The 17974-nt window shown below is 64.2% G+C and carries 15 protein-coding genes; 5 read left to right on the plus strand and 10 right to left on the minus strand.

The genetic code is table 11. From position 1 onward, the window contains the following. Positions 1–38 precede the first annotated feature (38 nt). The gene (locus HS961_RS02200) at positions 39–1322 is read right to left on the minus strand and encodes an MFS transporter (protein ID WP_182326174.1); all 1284 of its coding nucleotides are present in this window, start codon (positions 1320–1322) and stop codon (positions 39–41) included. Positions 1323–1427: 105 nt separating this feature from the next. On the opposite strand from HS961_RS02200, the gene HS961_RS02205 reads away from it, so the two are divergent. Beyond that, positions 1428–2330 carry an AraC family transcriptional regulator gene (locus HS961_RS02205; RefSeq protein ID WP_182326175.1) on the plus strand — a complete coding sequence of 301 codons (903 nt, stop codon included), beginning with the start codon at positions 1428–1430 and terminating at the stop codon, positions 2328–2330. Between the two features lie 45 nt (positions 2331–2375). Beyond that, positions 2376–2990: a flavin reductase family protein gene (locus HS961_RS02210; protein WP_182326176.1), complete on the plus strand. Its 615-nt coding sequence runs from the start codon at positions 2376–2378 to the stop codon at positions 2988–2990. Positions 2991–3005: 15 nt separating this feature from the next. On the opposite strand, the gene HS961_RS02215 is transcribed toward HS961_RS02210, so the two are convergent. From HS961_RS02215 to HS961_RS02230, 4 genes are all read right to left on the minus strand, one after another. Then, complete coding sequence (locus HS961_RS02215) at positions 3006–3635, minus strand: N-acetyltransferase (protein ID WP_182326177.1); 630 nt, start codon at positions 3633–3635, stop codon at positions 3006–3008. A gap of 146 nt (positions 3636–3781) precedes the next feature. Continuing rightward, positions 3782–6784 carry a beta strand repeat-containing protein gene (locus HS961_RS02220; protein WP_182326178.1) on the minus strand — a complete coding sequence of 1001 codons (3003 nt, stop codon included), beginning with the start codon at positions 6782–6784 and terminating at the stop codon, positions 3782–3784. A gap of 119 nt (positions 6785–6903) precedes the next feature. Beyond that, complete coding sequence (locus tag HS961_RS02225; protein ID WP_182326179.1) at positions 6904–8280, minus strand: CsgG/HfaB family protein; 1377 nt, start codon at positions 8278–8280, stop codon at positions 6904–6906. Positions 8281–8298: 18 nt separating this feature from the next. Beyond that, complete coding sequence (locus tag HS961_RS02230; protein ID WP_182326180.1) at positions 8299–8874, minus strand: hypothetical protein; 576 nt, start codon at positions 8872–8874, stop codon at positions 8299–8301. Between the two features lie 365 nt (positions 8875–9239). Between HS961_RS02230 and HS961_RS02235 the strand changes: the two genes are divergently transcribed. The 3 genes from HS961_RS02235 to HS961_RS02245 all read left to right on the plus strand — a co-directional run bounded on the left by HS961_RS02235 (position 9240) and on the right by HS961_RS02245 (position 13590). Beyond that, a complete protein-coding gene (locus tag HS961_RS02235; RefSeq protein WP_182326181.1) occupies positions 9240–9893 on the plus strand; it encodes a response regulator transcription factor in 654 nt (217 codons plus the stop codon). 83 nt (positions 9894–9976) lie between these two features. After that, entirely contained in the window at positions 9977–11485 is a 1509-nt protein-coding gene (locus tag HS961_RS02240) for an ABC transporter substrate-binding protein (RefSeq protein WP_182326182.1), read from the plus strand. 5 nt (positions 11486–11490) lie between these two features. Next, positions 11491–13590, plus strand: coding sequence for a hybrid sensor histidine kinase/response regulator (locus HS961_RS02245; RefSeq protein WP_182326183.1), 2100 nt, complete (start codon positions 11491–11493; stop codon positions 13588–13590). Positions 13591–13644: 54 nt separating this feature from the next. Here the strand turns inward: HS961_RS02245 and HS961_RS02250 are convergent, their stop codons facing one another. The 5 genes from HS961_RS02250 to HS961_RS02270 form a co-directional block, all read right to left on the minus strand. Next, positions 13645–14688, minus strand: coding sequence for a peptidoglycan-binding protein (locus HS961_RS02250; protein ID WP_182326184.1), 1044 nt, complete (start codon positions 14686–14688; stop codon positions 13645–13647). A 208-nt stretch (positions 14689–14896) separates the two neighbouring features. Next, positions 14897–15814 (minus strand): ParB/RepB/Spo0J family partition protein, encoded by a 918-nt coding sequence (locus HS961_RS02255; protein WP_182326185.1) that lies wholly within the window; start codon positions 15812–15814, stop codon positions 14897–14899. 3 nt (positions 15815–15817) lie between these two features. Then, positions 15818–16381 carry an RBBP9/YdeN family alpha/beta hydrolase gene (locus HS961_RS02260; protein ID WP_412101622.1) on the minus strand — a complete coding sequence of 188 codons (564 nt, stop codon included), beginning with the start codon at positions 16379–16381 and terminating at the stop codon, positions 15818–15820. Between the two features lie 175 nt (positions 16382–16556). Next, complete coding sequence (locus HS961_RS02265; protein ID WP_182326186.1) at positions 16557–17330, minus strand: ParA family protein; 774 nt, start codon at positions 17328–17330, stop codon at positions 16557–16559. 23 nt (positions 17331–17353) lie between these two features. Next, positions 17354–17968: a LysE family translocator gene (locus HS961_RS02270; RefSeq protein WP_182326187.1), complete on the minus strand. Its 615-nt coding sequence runs from the start codon at positions 17966–17968 to the stop codon at positions 17354–17356. Between the last annotated feature and the right edge of the window lie 6 nt (positions 17969–17974).

Raw genomic sequence — 17974 nt, forward strand, 5'->3', positions numbered from 1 at the left:
GCGCGGGCCTTTTTCATGCCTTGTTAAACGTTGCGCAGTCAGGCAGGCACGGCTGCTGCCTTTTGCTTGCGCGCTGCCACACCGGCACCCACAAAGCCCGCCGACACGACGCTGAGTACCATGCCCACCGCCGCACCAAAGAACACACCGGCGTTCATGTGGTGGTCGAGCATGTAGCCAAACACCGGGGCGGCCAGGCAAAAGCCCAGGTCCAGGCCCGAATACACCATGCCGTAGACCCGCCCGGTGGCGCCCGGCGGCGCGGCGCGCTTGACCAGCATGTCGCGGGAAGGGCCCGCCAAACCCGTGCCAATACCGGCCAGTGCCGCCACGCCCAAGGCCACATAACCGGGCAGCCAGCCGGTACCGACAAGCGCCAGCAACACGCCAGAGAACAGCAGGCAGGCGGAGATGACCTTCTCCAAGCGCTCCACCCGGCCCACCAGAAAACCACCCAGCACCATGCCCGCCGCGCCAAACAGCATGTAGCCGGTGACCACATAGGCGGTGATGCTGGCCGGCAGCCCATAGAGCTGCTGCAGCGCGGGGCTGGAGAAGGACTGGATGGCGCTCATCGCGCAGGTGGTCCAGAAAAAGAAGGAAAAGCAGAGCCAGACCGAAGGCAGCTTGAGAAAGGCCATCGGGTGCTCCTGGATGCCAGCAGCCACCGCCTTGGCCGATGCGGCACCTGGCAAGCTCACCCGGTCATCGAGCGCATCCCGGTTGATCACCATGATGACCAAGATGATGGCCGCCAGCGCTGCGCCGCAGAGGCAGGCGATGCGCCAGGAGCCGGTGGCCGAGGTGATGCCGGCCATGAACACCGGCGCCGCCGCCCAGCCCAGGTTGCCTGACAGCCCATGCACCGAGAAGCCATGGCCCAGCCGCTGGGGCGAGAGCCGCTTGTTGAGGATGGTGAAGTCCACCGGGTGGAAAGGCGCATTGCCCAGGCCGGCAAAAATGGCGGCCAGCATCAGCCCTGCATAGCTGTTGGCGGTGCCGGCAATGACACCGGCCACCGCAAAGCTGCTGAGCGCGGCAAACATGATGGGGCGGGCGCCAAAGCGGTCGACCACAAAGCCGGCCAGCGCCTGGCCCACGCCCGAGACGATGAAGAATGCGGAGACCAGCACACTCAGCTCGGAATAGCTAAAGCCGAAGTCTGCGATCAGCCAGGGAAACAGCGGCGGCAGCAGCAGGTGGAAGAAGTGCGAGGAGCCATGGGCGAGGCCCACCAGGCCGATGGTGCGGGAATCCTGGCGCAGGCTGCCCAGGTCGCCGGGGCCGGGCACGCCGGGCGCTGCTGTTGTACGGGTTGTCATGGCAGCGATGGTAGCCAAAACCCCGTCGGCATGTATCCGACAGAGGGACGATTACTATCGCCAATGTGCCAAGCCGCTGTGCTTTGCCTTGCCCACCCTGCTGTCATGACCTCTGCCGCTCCCCCACCCCGCCGCGCCACCCGCCTTGCGGACAGCAACGCGCCGGCCAGCCGTGCCTGGCAGTATGTGGATTCGCTCACCCCCCATCTGTTTGTGCCCACCGCCGAGCGGCCGGTGCGCGCCAAGCTGCGCGAGCTGGGTGGCGACACGCAGGTGCTGCCCCACCAGCATGCTTGGGCACAGCTGGCGATGTCGACCACCGGCACCGTGCACCTGCGCGTGCCCTCGGCCACCTTTGTGGTGCCGCCTCGCAGGGCGCTGTGGATTCCGCCCGGCGTGGAGCATGCCGTCACGCTGGTGGAGACCGCCGAGCTGCGCACGCTCTATATCCACCAGGCCGCAGGCCAGTGCGGCCCCGGCCTGGATGACAGCCCGGGCAACCTTTGGCGCCGCTGCCGCGTGCTAGAGGTGTCCGAGCTGATGCGCGCCCTGGTCTGCGACCTGCCGGCCCTGCCCGATGACGCGCCCCCACCGACTGCGCAACAGCTGGCGCGCGAGCGCCATGTCAGCGCGCTGCTGCTCGATGAGCTGCGCCAGGCCACCCAACTCGATCTGCGGGTGGACATGCCGCGCGACAAACGCCTGCACAGCCTGTGCCAAGCCGTATTGAACGACCCGCTGGCACATGACAGCCTGCAGGCCTTTGCCCACAACAGCGGCGCCAGCCCGCGCACCATTGCGCGCCTGTTCCGCCAGGAGCTGGGTTGCACCTACCTGCAATGGCGCCAGCAGGTCATCCTGGCCAAGGCGGTGCAGCTGGGGGCCGGGGGCCTGGCCATTGGCCAGATCGCAGCCGAGCTGGGCTACACGCCCAGCGCCTTCAGTGCGATGGTGCAGCGCGCCTGCGGCCTCTCGCCGGTACGCTTTCTGGGCATGCAAAACCGCTAGACCTTCTTTCCCTCTTTTCACCTTTCACTCCAACCCTGCCCCACCATGCCTCTGCACAGCTACGAACCCGGCCAAGGCCACCGCCTGCCCCATGACCCCTTCAACGCCATCGTCGGGCCGCGCCCGATCGGCTGGATCTCCAGCATCAGCAGCGCAGGGGTGCTGAACCTGGCGCCTTACAGCTTTTTCAACGCCTTCAACTATGTGCCGCCCATCGTGGGCTTTGCCAGCGTGGGCCGCAAAGACAGCCTGAACAACATCGAGGCCACGGGGGAGTTTGTCTGGAACCTGGCGAGCGAATCGCTGGCCGAAGCCATGAACCAGAGCTGCGCAGCCGTGAGCCCCGACGTGAATGAATTCGAGCTGGCCGGCCTGGCCACCGAGCCATCGCACCTGGTGCGCCCGCCGCGCGTGCAGGCCAGCCTGGTGACGATGGAATGCCGCTGCACCCAGATCGTTCAGCTGCAGACCGCGCAAGGCGCGCAGGTGCCAACCTGGCTGGTGCTGGGTGAGGTGGTAAAGGTGCATATCGACGAGCAGCTGCTGCTGAACGGCGTGTACCAGACGGCAGCGGGCCAGCCGCTGCTGCGCGGCGGCGGGCCGGGCGACTACTTCACCATCAGCGAGGCGGGCAAATTTGTGATGCGCCGGCCGGTATGAGGCAGCGCTGGGCGCTCAATCGCAGCGCATGCCAGCGGCAGCCGCAAAGCTGCCCAGCGACCAGCCCTGGCCCAGCAAAAACATGCGGGTGCTGAGCGGGTCCAGCTGCTCGGGCGTGATGCGGTCGCCGAGGTAGTGCATTTTCTTGTCGCGGATATCGACATAGCCCAGCCGATGGCGGGCGGCCAGCTTGTGCCACAGGGCATGCGCACCGGGTGACTGGCGCGCGCCTGTGACCAGGCACAGGCCTGCATCGAGCGCCCAGCGGTAGATGCAGGAGGCCAGGCCCTGGCGCTGGTAAGCCGGGTCAAAGCGGCTATGCGGCCCGCGCACATAGCGGTCGGCGCGCTTGTCCAGCTCGATCAGGCGGTTGAAGACGGTAAAGCCGGCAATGCGGTGCTCCAGCTGGTCTTCGACATAGACATAGAACTCGCCATCGGCGCTGCGGTAGCGAATGGCAAAACGGGGGTTGGACAAGGGGATCTCGGGCAGGCCATGGAGCCTGTCGCCGGGGGTGTGGATGCGATCGTGGATGGAGGCGCATTCGCCTTCGAGTTGATGGGGTGGAATCGGGCTCACATCGATGCGCAACTCCACCGGTCGGTACAGCCAGGATGCCCAGAAAGGCGGTATCGCGAGGTTCATGCCAAAACTCCTGCAGTTGAAAACCCGGCAGGTTAGCTCCGGCACCATTTCGCACGCAAAGGGTGCGATATGCGGCAGCCTCCAACGCCCGCAAAAAAGCCCGCCTGGTTTCCCAGGCGGGCTGTCAAAGTGCAAGGCCTTGCGGCTTATTGCACACCCAATGTCATCGACGAGGTGGAGCGGTTGCCAATCGCCACCGCAGACGAGCGGTTACCCGAAACGTTGATACCGCTGGTGCCCGGTACGCCGGAGGCGCTGAAGCTGCCGCTCACCGTAGCGCTCACGTTGCCGCTGTTCACCTGATTGGAGGTGAGCGCAGCACTGGCCATTTGCTGGCCAGGCAGCGCAGACACATTCACCACGTTCTCCGCGTTGTTGCCCACGGCCGTGGCGCTGGCAATGTTGCCGCTCAGGTTGAGCGAGCTGCCACGGGTGAAGCCATCAGCGTTCAGCGTGGCGGTGGCCGCAATGCTGCCACTGTTGGACTGCGCGTTGATCAAGCCCACACCCGAGCCGCTGTTGAGCGCTGTGCCCACACCCACTTGCACGCTGTTGAGCGAGGTATTGCCTGCCGCTACGGCCGAGGCCTGGTTGCCGGTGGTGGTGATGTTGCCGTCAAGCCGGTTGGCTGCAGTGCCGCCCGCCAGCAGGCGGGTGGTCGCGCTCACCGCACCGGTGTTGCCCTGGGTATTGGCCAGAACGGCCAACTGGTCGCTGGCCTGCGTGCCGGCCGCCAGGGTCAGCTGGTTGTTGGCGACGTTGGCACGCGCCATGCTGCTGGCCTGGTTGCCGGTGATGGTGGTATTGCCGCTGGCATCGGTAGCCACACTGTTGCCGCTGAGGATGTCCATCTGCGTGGTCGCCGAGGTCTCGCCTGCCGAGGTCTGCACGCTGCCCAGCAGTGCCGGCTGCAGGCCGCCCGTTCCCAGCGTGCTGACGGCGCTCATCTCCAGGCTGTTGACGGCCTGGTTCTGGCTGGCGTTGGCGCTGAACTGGTTGTTGCTCACCACCAGCTCATGGCCACCGGCACGCGTGGTGTCTGCCACGCTGTTGCCATCTGCCCCCAGGTTGACCCAGGCGAGCGATTGTGCATTGCCCGACGACACGTTTTGTGCGTTGTAGAGAACGGCCCCGGAGCTGCCATCGACGCGGCTGCCGGCCATCGAGACCTGGTTGTTCGCCTGGTTGACGATGGCATCCGAAGCGCCCTGGTTGCCGGTGACGGTGAGGCTGCCGCCCGAGGCCGTGTCGGCACGCAGGCCGATCAACATCGGGGCTGGCTGGGGCGCAGGGCTGACGTTGACGAAGTCCGCGACCGTGGCACCGACATTGCCGGCTTGGTGGTCCTGCACATTGACCACGATGGCGCCAGAATCAACCACACCATTGGTGGCATTGATGCGGGCCAAGTTGTCGGCCTTCTGGCTGGCAGCGCTGGCGCTGAACTGGTTGCCACTGACCACCAGGGTGGAATTGCTGGCGCTGGTAGTCGCTGCGCCCACCAGGTTGGAGCTGGCGCTGGCTTCCACTTCGCCGAAGGCATGGCCCTGCGTGTTCATCACCACGGCGGCCGATTGCGTCACCGTATTGTCGGCACCCAGTTGGGCATCGTTGGTGGCAGAGGCGGCCGTAGCGTCAGCGCTGACCTGGTTGCCGCTCACCGTCAGGCTGCTGCCAGACAGGCTGGTCGAGCTGCTGCCAATGCGCGTTGCGCCAGCACCGGCCGACACCGCACCGCCAGCATTCACCTGGGTATTGGCCGTGGTGGCCACGCTGCCCGCAATGTTGCTGGCGCCTGCACGGGTCTGGTTGCTGGCGCTGGAGCCCTGGGCCTGGGCTTGTACCAGGTTGCCGCTAACGCTCATGGTGTCGTCGCTGCTGTCCAGGGTCTGCACGCCCAGCGATAACACATTGGCACCCGCAGTGACGACGGGCGAGACCAGGGTCTGGGAATTGGTGGTCTCCAACACTGCACCGTCGATGCTGCCTGCAGCAGCCACAGCCGTGCGGTTGCTGCCGCTGTTGCCATCGGCTTGGGCGCTGACGCTGTTGCCGGCAACGCTGTAGCTGTTGTTGGCCGAGCCAGGCTTCTGGTTGTCGATGCCCAGGGTGGTGGCCGAGCCTGAGGCGAGAACAATACCGCCATTGCCCTGGGTCGCCGTGGTGGCCAGAACCGTACCGGGAGCCTGCACCACGTCACCCGATGCCGTGATCTGCAGCGCGCTCGTCTGCTGGTTGCCGCCAGCGGAGGCTTGCACCTGGTTGCCGCTCACGCTCAGGGTGCTGTCCGTCATGGCCCGGTTGGGGGTGCCCTGAACCCGGATACCCAGCAAACCACCGACCGAGCTGATGCCAAAAACAGTGCTCGTGGACACTTGGTCAACGGTACTGCTGGCATCGGCCCCCACATTGACGCTGCTGCCCTGCACCTGGATACCCGCCTGGGTGGTGTTGGCCTGGGCGCTGGCATCGACCTGGTTGCCCGAGACGCTCAGCCCCAGGTTGTCCATGGCATTGGCGGGATTGGCGCCGCCGGTCTGGTTCAGGTGGATACCTACCTGGGTCAGGGAGGTGGTGCCAAACACCGCGCCCGCTGCCGTCTGACTAACCGCAGCAGTCGCCGGGGTGCTCATGTCCACCGCCGTGCCGGTGATCTGCATGGTGCCCACCGCCGTGCTGCCGATCGCGGTGGAGGTGGCTTCGTTGTTGCTCACGCTGGCGGTATCACCATCGTGGTTGCCGATCACATTCGCGGCATTGACGCCGACCATGCCCGTGGTGGTGCTGCTGACGGTGCCACTGACCTGCTGGGCAATATCCACGGTGGGCTGCATCAGCGGTTGGTTGTTGATGGTCAGCGCAGCGGTAGCGCCGGTGGCCAACCGATGCTGGTTGCCAATGGCCAGCGCATCCACGCCATTGCCGGTCACCGCGCCATTGCTGGGGAAGTTGGTGTACTGCGCATTGCTGGCGTTCGATGCATTCACCGTGCCAGTACTGATCTGGCTTTCCAATGGCAGCACGCTGACAGGGCCGCTTTGGTTGCTCTGTGCCAGCGCCACGCCCGAGGTCGCAGCGATCAATGCGGCCGCAGCGGCCAGCGGAGCCAGGCGTGCCCGGCGAAGAAAGGTTGGGTGCTTGTGGGACATGACTGTCTCCTAGTGATACAGGGAGGAAAACTAGACGTGATTTGGGTGTTTTATGCTCTTAGTGCCCGTCTATAAAGCGCTATAAGCTATGAAATTAGTAGCTGATTGACCGTTTCTGATCAGGGCTTGACCTGCAGCCGGGCCAGCAAGCGGTAGCCCGCGCCGTAGCGGTGCACCGTGGTGTCGCCCGGCGTGGGCCGCCACTGCACCTGCACCTGGCTCGGTGGAATGCCGTGCTGGGCCAGCTCCGTGCGCAGCGCTTGCAGGCGCTCTTCGGTCAGCGCGTCGCGGCGGGCAGGGTTCTGGTCGTTTTCGTTCTCACGGGCCAGTAGCGCCATGCGCACGCCTTGGCCAGCGCGCAGCCGCGTCGCCACGGTCTCTGCGGCCGTGGCCGATTGCTGGGCAATGCGGGTGTTGTTCTCTTCAAAAACCACGTCCAGCGAGGTCATCGCTGCCTTGGTTTTCTCGGGCATCGGATCGGTGGCCGCAGCCACCGGGGCAACTGCTGGCGCAGATGCCGGAGCAGGCGCAACGGCCGGTGCGACTGGCCCCTCGCCCGCTGGTGCAGCGGGCTCGCCGGCCGCCGTCTTGGCGCCTTCCATGCATGGGCCGGCCGGGGTTTGCGTGACGGTGCTGATCAGCTCCAGCACGCCCTGCTCCAAGGTGGTCCGCACGCCCAGTTGCACGGGCTCCAGGTCCTTGCTGCCGGCGTTGATGTCGAACAGGTTGCTGCCAAAGAAGCGGAAGATGCCCACGCCAATCTCGCGCCCCACAATCTGCTTTTGCAGGCTGACGGCACGCACCACGCGCAAGGTCTTGGTCTCGACGATGCGCAGGTCGGCACCCACGTTCATCGTGAAGACGCGGTAGCGCGGGCCGATCTGGTTGACCTGGGCCTCGATGCCACCCGACTGGATGTTGTAGTTCACCTCAGTGAGGCCGCCGATGATGTAGTAGTCGGAGCGCAGGATGGAGCCGCCGTAGTACGGCAGCCAGGGCACCGCACGCTGGCCCTTCTCATCGGCCAGTGCGTGCTGGTTGCCATCGCCCAGCTGGCGGCGGTCGGTATAGGCCAGCTCCAGCTCGGCCACGCGGGTGTCAAAGCGCTCGCGCACATCGATGGCGCCGCCGAGCTTGCCCAGCGCCGAATACACCATCAAGGACCCGCCCTGGGTGACGACATTGCCGTCGCCCTGCGAGTACTTGCCGGTGTAGTCCTTGATATCGCCGACGGCAATCGACAGCGGTGCGCGGCCCTTGCCTTGCTCGACGATACGGTGCGACAGGCAGGCAAAGCTGCCGTCCAGCGGGGTGCCGTTGTGGCGCGGGCCAGGGCCTTGCATCACAGGCGCTTCGTCGTCGGCCATGCGCACCTGCTGGTAGGTGGGAAGCGCGCAGCCGCTCAGCAGCAGGGTGGCGGCCAGGGCCGATAGAGTCATCGTGCGGCGGGGCAAGCTGGCGCGCGCAGGCAGCGGGGAAAGATGAATAGCGTGCATGGTGTCCTCCGTCCGCGCTTAGTTGATGGCACCGCTGGCGCCGAACTGGCAGGCCGAGCTGCCGCTCACGTTGGTGCTTTGGTTGCCGCTGTTGTTCTGCGCGACCTGCATGTCCTGCTGGCCATGGGCGTTTTCGCTGTTGATGGGTGCCATCGTGGTGCTCGATAGGCTGCCCTGCACGCCGCTGCTGATGGCGCCGCTGTTGCTTTGGTTGTTGTTGGCCACGCCGCCCCGGCCCAGGTTGTCGCTGCTCTCGCTGGCGCTTCCGGTGCTCGATGCGTTGTTGCCCGCCGATGCATTGGTCTGCGGCGATGCCACCTGGTTGGCCTGGTCGGCGGAGCTGCTGTTACCGGCCGCAGTGGGCTGGAAATTGCAGTTCACCTGGCGCTCGATATTGGTGATATAGGTGCTCTTGAAGGCGTCGTAGTAGCCGCCTTTTTTCTTCTCAACCAGGTCGTTGACGAGGGCCCGGTTGGCCCGGTCGGCGCTGGTCTGGAACTGCCAGGGCACCGATTCGCCGAGCCAGCCTTGTGCGTGGCTGGAAGCGGCCGCCGTCAGCAAGGCTGCGGCCAGATAGAGGGAGCTGTGTTTCATGTCGTCCTCACAGTTGGGTGTGCTGTTCATGGGCAAAACAGATGGAGCGACGACAGGCATCCCATGGCGGCCAGCCATCGCATAGGATGCATGTTCGGCTGCCGGTAAGTAATTGTAAATAGACCAGATGTACTAGCCTAAAAGCATTTGTCGGGCCCTGATACTGCTGAAAACGCAGGCGTTTGTTTTTATTAAATCTATAAAAATCATTAGACTTTTTCAAAAGTAAGCGGATACTCCGAAACTATCAGTCGCGGGAAAATGCGCACTAGTTCATATGGACTATTGGTTGCTTCCGTAAATAGATGTAAGGTACGGGCCATGAAGACTTGCGCCCCCCACGCCGCACAAAGGAGCCGGCGGATATGACACTTCCACTGCCATCGGTCATGCTGGTGGATGACCATCCCCTGTTCCGCCAAGGCCTGCGCATGATGCTGCTCAGCAGCAATATGCTGCAGGCCGACATCCATGAGGCCGGTTCGGTCACCGATGCCGTGGCGCAGGAGCACTGGGTGAATCTGGTGATGCTGGACATCAGCATGCCCGGCTGCGATGGGCTCGAAGGCATTGGCCAGATCCGCAAACGCTGGCCCGGTGCCTATGTGGTGATGCTCTCGGGCCATGACCACCCCGAGCTGATGCGCGATGCCGTGCGCCAGGGCGCCTCTGGCTTCATCTCCAAGGCGTTGGAGCCCGAGGCCATCTGCGCGCAGGTGCAGCACTGGTTGCTGCGCAGCCTGGGCATGGAGCAGAACATCCACAAGGCCAGCGGCCGCAGCCTGACGCCGGACGCCAAGCCCAACGCCGAGGTGCTGCCCCTGCGCCAGTACGAGGTGCTCAAGATGCTGGCCAAGGGCTTCAGCAACAAGGCCATTGCCAAGCATTTCGGGCTGAGCGAACATACGATCCGCAACCAGGTGGCGTCCATCCTCAAGCACCTGGGCGCCGATACCCGAACCCAGGCGGTGCTGGTGGCGCAACGCAACGGAATCCTGCCCGCCACGGCCATCAAATAAAGCAGCTGCTGTCGCCGCCCAAGCGCCAGCGCCATGCCACCGTCCGGCCCGATGCCAGGCAGGTGCACAACAAGGAAGCCATGATGGACATAGGCCCCCAAGACAAGCCCCAGTGGATGCGCTGGGCGCTGGCCGTATTGCTGCTCTGCTGCCTGGTGGGCCTGGCGCCGGCCAAGGCCGCCTCTGATCGCCTGCGCATCGGGATACCGCTGGAGCCCTCCTCGTTCGACATCACCAGCACCTCGGCCGCCACTGCCAGCGAGATCACCTATGCCAATGTGTTCGAGGGCCTGACCATCATCGATGGGCAGGGCCAGATCAAGCCGCGCCTGGCCCAGAGCTGGACGCTGAGCCCGGATGGCAAGCAGGTCGATGTGCTGCTGCGCCGCAATGTGCGCTACCACGATGGCAAGCCTTTCAATGCCACAACCGCCGCCTTCAGCCTGCAGCGCCTGCTGCAGATGAAGAACACCAATGCCTACCTGGAATGGTTCGACAAGCTGGTATCGGTGGAGGCCAAGGATGAGTACCTGCTGCGCATCCGCCTGAGCGAGCCAGACGCCCTGCTCAGCTATGCACTGGCCATGCCGGGCGCGGTGATGGTGCACCCCGACAGCGCCGCCAGCAATGCCAGCACGCCAGTGGGCACGGGCCCCTACCAGGTCGAGAAATGGACCAAGGGCAAGTCGATCACCCTGGTCCGCAATGATCAGTGGTGGGACAGCCGCAAGCCCGCCATCCGCATGGCGGATTTTCTCTTCATGTCCAGCGCGGCCGAAACCGAAAACATGCTGGCCGAAGGCCGCATCGATGCGCTCAGCTCGGTCACGCGGCTGACGGCCTCGTTCATGGCGCGCACCGACTATGTAATGGGCCAGCGCGGCGTGGAGGGCAAGCTGCTGATCGCGATGAACAATGCCCGCGCGCCGCTGAACGATATCCGGGTGCGCCGCGCCATCAACCATGCGCTGGACCGCAGCCGCTACCAGGACATCTATGGCGGCTCCATCGAAGTGCTGCCGATTGGCAGCCATTTCTCGCCCCACCACCCGGCCTATGTCGATCTGGTGCAGCGCTACCCCTATGACACGGACGCCGCCAAGGCCTTGCTGGCCCAGGCCCAGGTGGCGCCCGGCACCAGCCTGCGCCTGGCCGTGCCGCCCACCGACTACGGTCGCTACGGCAGCCTGGTCGTTGCGGCGCAGCTGGAGGCCATCGGCCTGCAGGTCGAGATCATCCGCATGGACTGGCCCACCTGGCTGGACCAGGTGATGAAGAAAAAGGACTACGACCTGAGCTTGATCATGCATGTGGAGCCGATGGATATGGGCATCTATGCGCGTGATGACTACTACTTCAACTACAACAACCGCGTGTTCAAGAAGATCTGGGAAAAGCTGCGCGCCTCGGCATCGCCGCAGGAGTTGGATGAATGGCTGGTCCAGGCGCAAAAGCAGTTGGCCGAAGATGCAGTCAACGCCTTCATCGTCGTGCGGCCGGAGCGCAACTTCATGCGCAAGGGCCTGGTGGGCATGTGGTCCCAATGCCCGATACCCACCTTCGCGCTGGAAGACCTGCGCTGGCAGAACTGAGCGCGATGGCAGACCCCCGCATGGCAGGCAGCCCATCCCCCCCAGCACCGCTGCCACCCTTGGCAAGCCAGGCGGCACCGGAGAAGCGCAATTTTCCGATGTCGGTGACCTCGCGCATCCTGCTGATGCTGATGATTCTGGCCGTCGGCATTGCCGTGGTGTTTGCACTGACCTTGCAGGGCCTGCGCCGCACCAACCAGGCCTTGCAGCAGCTGTCCAGCGTGGAGATGGAGCAGCTCATCGCCAGCACCCGCGTGATGCAGCAAAGCGAGATGATCGGCAGCTATGCGCGCCTGGTGGCCATCACCCATGACATGGGCGAGCGGCGCCTGAACATGGTGGAGCTGACCGACCGCATGGGCTGGCTCGACAAGCTGCTGGGCGAGATGACGCAGACCCGGCTGGATGGCAGCATCGACCCGCTGATGCAGTCCAAGCGCAATGCGCTTAATGCCAATGTGCAGAAGCTGAGCCAGGCGATCTTCCAGCCGGCGCAGCATGGCCTGGATGACCGCGCCGTGTTCCAGCTGGTGGCCGAGAACCAGATGCTGGCCACCGATATGTCCTTGCTGGCCAGTCGGGCTGCGGCCGACCTGCGGCGCCAGCTCAATGAGCGCAGCGTGCAGCTGTCCCGCGATGTGGCGGCCCAGCAGACCAACCTGAACTGGCTGGTGGCCGTGCTGATCCTCTGTGTGGTGATGGCAGGCATCTACATGCATGCCTCGGTGTCGCGCCGCCTGGTCGCCCTGCGCCGCGAGGTGAGCAATGACGAATTCGGCGGCATCTATGCCGTGCCCCAGCAGTGGGGCGATGAGATCGATCAGCTGGGCCGGGCCATTGCCTCCTACAAAAAACACCTGAGCGACCATACCCGCTCGGCGCAAAACGCGGTGCGTGCGAAGAACCGCTTTCTGGCCGGTGCCAGCCATGACCTGCGCCAGCCGGTTCAGGCCCTCAATCTGTTTTTGGAGACCTTGCGCGGCTCGGGCCTGAATGCCCAGCAGTCGGTGGTGCTGGAGCATGCCCGCGCAGCGCTGTCAGCCAGCCGCGAGATGCTCGACACCCTGATGGACTATTCGCGCATCGAGGCCGGGGTGCTGGACCCCAAGTTCCAGCCCGTGGCGATTGCCGGCTTTCTGCGTCGGCTGGAGAAAGAGTTTGGCCCGCAGGCCGATGCCAAGAACCTGGTCTTCCGCGTGCGCGACAGCGAGGACTGGATCTACACCGACCAGTCGCTGCTGTTCATGCTGCTGCGCAATCTCGTCTCCAATGCGCTGCGCTACACCGACCAGGGCGGTGTGCTGCTGGGGGTGCGCAAACGCGGCATGCAGCGCGTGATCGAGGTCTGGGACACCGGCATGGGCATCGATGCCGAGCACCACGACCTGATCTTTCAAAAGTTCCGCCAGGTGGGCGAGGACCACCACATGGGCAGCAAGGGCCTGGGGCTGGGCCTGGCCATCGTGCGCGAGCTGGCCGATATCCTGAATGTGCAGGTCGCACTGTCCTCGATACCCGGGCGAGGCAGCGTGTTCCGGGTCAGCCTGATGGCCGAGGCCGTGCCCGCCGGCGGCTATGGCCTGGTCGCCGGGCTGTGGGAGCAGCCGGACGATGGCGACTACTCGTCCCTGCATGGCCTCAAGGTGCTGGTGGTGGACGATGAACCGCTGGTGCGCGTGGGCCTGGCCAGCATGCTGGAGCAATGGCATTGCCAGGTGATGAGCGCCGCCACGGTGGACCAGGTGCGGCGTCTTATCGGCCATATGCAGGAGAGCAACAGCAAGCCCTTCGATGTGGTGCTGACCGACCTGCGCTTGTCGGCCACCGAAGACGGCAGCATGGTGGTGCGGGCCGTGCGCGATGCCACGGCCGAGCATCTGCCCTGGCAGCAGATGCTGCCCCACTATGTGATTCTGACGGGCGACACGGCCCCCAAACGGCTGCAGATGGCCAACAGCCTGGGGGCGACCTTGATGCACAAGCCCATCGACCCACGCCAGCTACACAAGCTGCTGGCCCGGGAGCTGCAGCTGCGCTGCGATATCGAGGAGTTCATGGAAACCCAGCCGCCTGCCGATATCGACGAGGCCATCGACAAGGCATGAAAAAACCCGCCGGGGTAAGCGGCGGGTTGCAAGGCTGAGCGCTGTGCGGAAAGCTTATTCCGACAGCTGGCGCATCGTGGCCTGGTCCAGACGGCCGGTGACCGACAGGCCCTGGTCTTGCTGGAACGAGCGCAGCGCGTTCTGGGTGCGTGGGCCGGAGGCACCGTCAGGCGTGCCGACGTCGTAGCCCAGCTCATTGAGGCGCTGCTGCGCCTGCTTCATGCCCATGCGCACATTGGCGCTCTTGGCGCCCGGTGCCGAGGTCTGGCTGGGCGCTGCTGCGCCATCCACACCCAAACGGCCGCCACCGCCCAGGCCCTGGCCCTTGACGGATTGCGCGCTGTAGTTGCGCAGCGCCTGCACCATCTGGTTGTAGGCATCGACAAAGGCAGCCGACACGACCTTGCCTTGCGAGGTGTTGGAGTAGCCACCCATGCCGGCACCAGCCGCGCCGCCGAACAGGGTGCCAAAGCCACCCCAGTCGGTCTTGCTGGCATTGCCCGTAGACGAGGACACTTGCACGCCCGAACGGTTGTCCACCAGGGTCAGCATGGCCGAGGCTTCACGCGTCTTGCTGCTGGCTGCAACACCGGCCAAGGCACCGCCTCCACGGCCACCCAGGATGCCGCCCAGTGCCGCGCCAAAGCCGCCGGCATTGTCTTCGCTGAAGGTGACTTCGGGCGTCAGACCGTAATCGGAGGCGACCACTTGGCCCTTGCCAAAATTGCTGCCTTTGCGCATTTCGCCGTTGTCCATCATCGCGCGCTCGCGGGTCATGGCGTTCATGCCGGCAGCGCTGCGTTCCACCACGACAAAGCAGTTCGATTGCTGGATCAGCACGCGCAGCAGATTGGCGGTGGGTGGCAGGCGGTATTCGTTGCGCAGAATGGTGTACCAGCCGGCTTGCTGGTTCTCAACCAGAGACACGGTGCCCACAGGCGAATCGCATTTCTCCAGTTGGCTGTTCTCACCCTGGCTGCTGCCGCCTGCTGCGCCACCGGTGACCATATTGTTGGTGCCGCCGCCCAGCTTCATACCGGTGCTTTCGCAGCCTGCCAATGCCAAAACGGCCAGTGCCGCCAATGCTGCCTTTTTCATGTCGCTCTCCCGCAAGTAAATCCGTTGTGCATTCAAAGAGAGCCCGGAATTCCTTCCAGGCTCGATGACTTTGATTTCGTATTTTTGCTTTGCGCTGCGGACAAGCAATCAGTGGCTTCCAGAAACTACTGCGGAGCGTTATCCACTCTTAAGCGAAGTTGTTAGGAAATGTCACCAGAATCGCGACGTGCAGCACATGGCCGGTGCATTATCCACGTAATTTATCAATCAATCCATTCAGGGCATCCAGAGAACCAAACTGGATTACCAGTTCGCCCATCTCTTCGAGTTTGCCAGCACGCTTCACGCGCTTTTTCACGCGCACTTCGACCTCGGCCATCAGCAGGTCCGAGAGCTCCTCTTCGACCCGCTTCAAATCGCGTGATTTCGCCGCCTTGGCCCTGACCGGGGTTTCGCCCGAGAACTCGGCGCAGACCTTTTTGACCAGGCTTTCGGCCTCGCGCACGCTCAGTTTGCGGGCATTGATCTGGTTGGCAGCGGTGATCTGCGCGGCGCGGTCCAGCACCAGCAAGGCACGGGCATGGCCCATGTCCAGATCCCCGGCCATCAGCATGGTTTGCACCGGCTCGGCCAGGTTCAGCAGACGCAGCAGGTTGGAGGCGGCCGAGCGCGAGCGCCCCACCGCCTGCGCAGCCTGCTCATGCGTCATCTGGAACTCACCCACCAGGCGCGACAGGCCTTGGGCTTCTTCCAGTGGGTTCAGGTCTTCGCGCTGGATGTTCTCAATCAGCGCCATTGCGGCGGCGGACTCGTCGGGCACCTCGCGCACCAGCACTGGCACCTCGGCCAGGCCGGCAATGCGTGCGGCGCGAAAGCGGCGCTCACCGGCGATGATTTCGTACTTGCCGGCGTTGTCTCCCGCAGCCAATTTGCGCACCAGGATGGGCTGCATGATGCCCTGGGCCTTGATGCTTTCAGCCAGCTCGTAGAGAGCGCCCTCGTCCATGCGTGTGCGCGGCTGGTAGACACCGGGCACCATCTGGTCGAGCAACAACTGGTGCGGCACATGCGCCCGGTCATCCGCGGCAGGCTGCAGGTCTTCGACCTTAGGGCCCAGCAATGCTTCCAGGCCGCGTCCCAGCCCCTTGGGTTTCTTGGTAACCATGTCTTATTTCACCTTTGTTGGTTCGGCCATCAGCTCGGCCAGCAGTGCCTGGCCCAGCGGCCAGTCACCCAGGCCGGATTCGGCATTGATATGGCCGCAAGCGCCTTGGTCCACCCAGCGCGCGCCCCAGTGTTGCGCCAGCCACTGCGCGCGCTCGGCGCTGCAATAGGGGTCGTTCTGGCTGCCCACCAAGATGGTGGGAAACGGCAGCTTCTGCAGTGCAATCGGCGCCCAGCCGGGGATCTGCTCGGCCAGATCGGGCCGCTCCACATCGCCCGGTGCCACCAGCAGCGCGCCACGCACCTTGCCGGCCGCCTGGGGCGAATGCGCGGCCCACCAGGCGGTCAGAATGCAGCCCAGGCTGTGGGCCACCAGCACGACCGGTTCTGGCGCGTCCAGCACCACATCCTGCAGCCTTGCCGTCCAGTCGCCACGCTTGGGATGCAGCCAGTCATGCTGCTGCACGCGCTCATAACCCAGGCTTTGTTCCCATACCGTTTGCCAATGGCCCGGCCCGCTGTTTTGCCAACCGGGCAGCAGCTTGATGGACGAGGATTCAATGCTCATTTTTTAATAGCAAAAAAGCGCCACCGTACTGCGCTGTTTCAGAAAAATCAAACCGTTATTGTGCCCGAATGTCTATGGCGTGCAATGTGCGCCTCGCCGCCCTGCAGGCCGCCATGAAAAAGGCCTCCGCATGCAGGGCATGGGAGGCCTGAATCGGCGTGGACAAGGTGGTCTGTCACTTCATGCGTTTGATGCGCTTGACCATCTCCTTGGCGAACTCCAGGAAGGCCTTGCTGCCCTTGGCCGAAGGATCGAACACGACACCGGGCAGCCCATAGCTGGGCGCCTCGGCCAGGCGCACATTGCGGGGAATGACGGTGTCGAACACCTTGTCGCCAAAATGCTCGCGCAGCTGGTCGCTGACCTGCTGCTGCAAGGTGATGCGCGGGTCGAACATCACGCGCAGCAGACCGATGATCTCCAGATCGCGGTTCAGGTTGGCATGCACCTGCTTGATGGTGTTGACCAGGTCGGTCAGGCCTTCAAGTGCAAAGTACTCGCACTGCATCGGCACGATCACGCCATGGGCTGAGCACAGGCCGTTCAGGGTGAGCATGGACAGGCTGGGCGGGCAGTCGATCAGCACAAAGTCAAAGTCGGCATCGCAGGCTTCCAGCGCGGCCTTGAGGCGCTTTTCACGGCGCTCCAGCTCGACCAGCTCGACCTCGGCACCGGATAGCTCGCGGTTGGCGCCCAGTACCCAGTAGCCGCAGCGCTCGGAATGGACCGCTGCCTCCTTGATGGAGCTTGATTCCAGCAGCACGTCGTAGACGGAGGTCTCCAGCGCCCGCTTGTCGATGCCCGAGCCCATCGTGGCATTGCCTTGGGGATCCAGATCGACCAAGAGCACGCGCTGCTTGATCTTGGCCAGGCCGGCAGCCAGGTTGACGGCGGTGGTGGTCTTGCCGACGCCGCCCTTTTGATTGGCGATACAGAAAATTTTTGCCATGAGAACTCGCTTCGTCCACTAACTTATTTGGTCAGGGCCAGCTTGAGGCCAAAACCAATTAAAAACACACCGGCTGTTTTCTCCAGCCATTTGACCAGCGCCGGGTTGGCGCGCAGGCGCTCGGCCAAGGTCTTGGTAATCAGCACCACCACCGTGCAGTAAACCAGGCTGATCACCGCCACCGTGGCCGCCATCACCGCGAAGGTGGGGATGCCCCGGTGGGTAGCAGGATCGACAAACAGCGGGAAAAACGCCATGTAGAAAACAATGGCCTTGGGGTTCATCAAGGTGATGAGAAAGCCCTGCTTGAAATAATGCCGAGGGGCGATCTGGATGACGGGCTTGTCGCCGGGTTTGGCGGTGATCAGCTTGAAGCCGATCCAGCCCAGGTAAATTGCGCCGACCCATTGCACCGCATGGAAGGCTGTTGGATAGGCTGTCAGCACCGCGGCCACCCCGGCCACCGCCAGCCACATCAACACCTGGTCAGCCGCCATACAGCCCGCGCAGACGGCCAAACCGGCCTTGATGCCGCCCTTGCCCGTGGAGGTGATCAGCGCCAGATTGCCAGGCCCCGGGATCATCAAGAACAGGAGCACGGCGAAGACAAACGCACCATAGTCAGAAATGCCAAACATGTGCCG

It is taken from the genome of Comamonas piscis (assembly GCF_014109725.1).
GTDB classification, from domain to species: domain Bacteria; phylum Pseudomonadota; class Gammaproteobacteria; order Burkholderiales; family Burkholderiaceae_C; genus Comamonas; species Comamonas piscis.

What these genes read in the sequence shown, in the direction of transcription:
- HS961_RS02200 (WP_182326174.1), bottom strand. Translation starts at nt 1,322, where the DNA reads ATGACAACCCGTACAACAGCAGCGCCCGGCGTGCCCGGCCCCGGCGAC.
- HS961_RS02205 (WP_182326175.1), top strand. Translation starts at nt 1,428, where the DNA reads ATGACCTCTGCCGCTCCCCCACCCCGCCGCGCCACCCGCCTTGCGGAC.
- HS961_RS02210 (WP_182326176.1), top strand. Translation starts at nt 2,376, where the DNA reads ATGCCTCTGCACAGCTACGAACCCGGCCAAGGCCACCGCCTGCCCCAT.
- HS961_RS02215 (WP_182326177.1), bottom strand. Translation starts at nt 3,635, where the DNA reads ATGAACCTCGCGATACCGCCTTTCTGGGCATCCTGGCTGTACCGACCG.
- HS961_RS02220 (WP_182326178.1), bottom strand. Translation starts at nt 6,784, where the DNA reads ATGTCCCACAAGCACCCAACCTTTCTTCGCCGGGCACGCCTGGCTCCG.
- HS961_RS02225 (WP_182326179.1), bottom strand. Translation starts at nt 8,280, where the DNA reads ATGCACGCTATTCATCTTTCCCCGCTGCCTGCGCGCGCCAGCTTGCCC.
- HS961_RS02230 (WP_182326180.1), bottom strand. Translation starts at nt 8,874, where the DNA reads ATGAAACACAGCTCCCTCTATCTGGCCGCAGCCTTGCTGACGGCGGCC.
- HS961_RS02235 (WP_182326181.1), top strand. Translation starts at nt 9,240, where the DNA reads ATGACACTTCCACTGCCATCGGTCATGCTGGTGGATGACCATCCCCTG.
- HS961_RS02240 (WP_182326182.1), top strand. Translation starts at nt 9,977, where the DNA reads ATGGACATAGGCCCCCAAGACAAGCCCCAGTGGATGCGCTGGGCGCTG.
- HS961_RS02245 (WP_182326183.1), top strand. Translation starts at nt 11,491, where the DNA reads ATGGCAGACCCCCGCATGGCAGGCAGCCCATCCCCCCCAGCACCGCTG.
- HS961_RS02250 (WP_182326184.1), bottom strand. Translation starts at nt 14,688, where the DNA reads ATGAAAAAGGCAGCATTGGCGGCACTGGCCGTTTTGGCATTGGCAGGC.
- HS961_RS02255 (WP_182326185.1), bottom strand. Translation starts at nt 15,814, where the DNA reads ATGGTTACCAAGAAACCCAAGGGGCTGGGACGCGGCCTGGAAGCATTG.
- HS961_RS02260 (WP_412101622.1), bottom strand. Translation starts at nt 16,381, where the DNA reads ATGAGCATTGAATCCTCGTCCATCAAGCTGCTGCCCGGTTGGCAAAAC.
- HS961_RS02265 (WP_182326186.1), bottom strand. Translation starts at nt 17,330, where the DNA reads ATGGCAAAAATTTTCTGTATCGCCAATCAAAAGGGCGGCGTCGGCAAG.
- HS961_RS02270 (WP_182326187.1), bottom strand. Translation starts at nt 17,968, where the DNA reads ATGTTTGGCATTTCTGACTATGGTGCGTTTGTCTTCGCCGTGCTCCTG.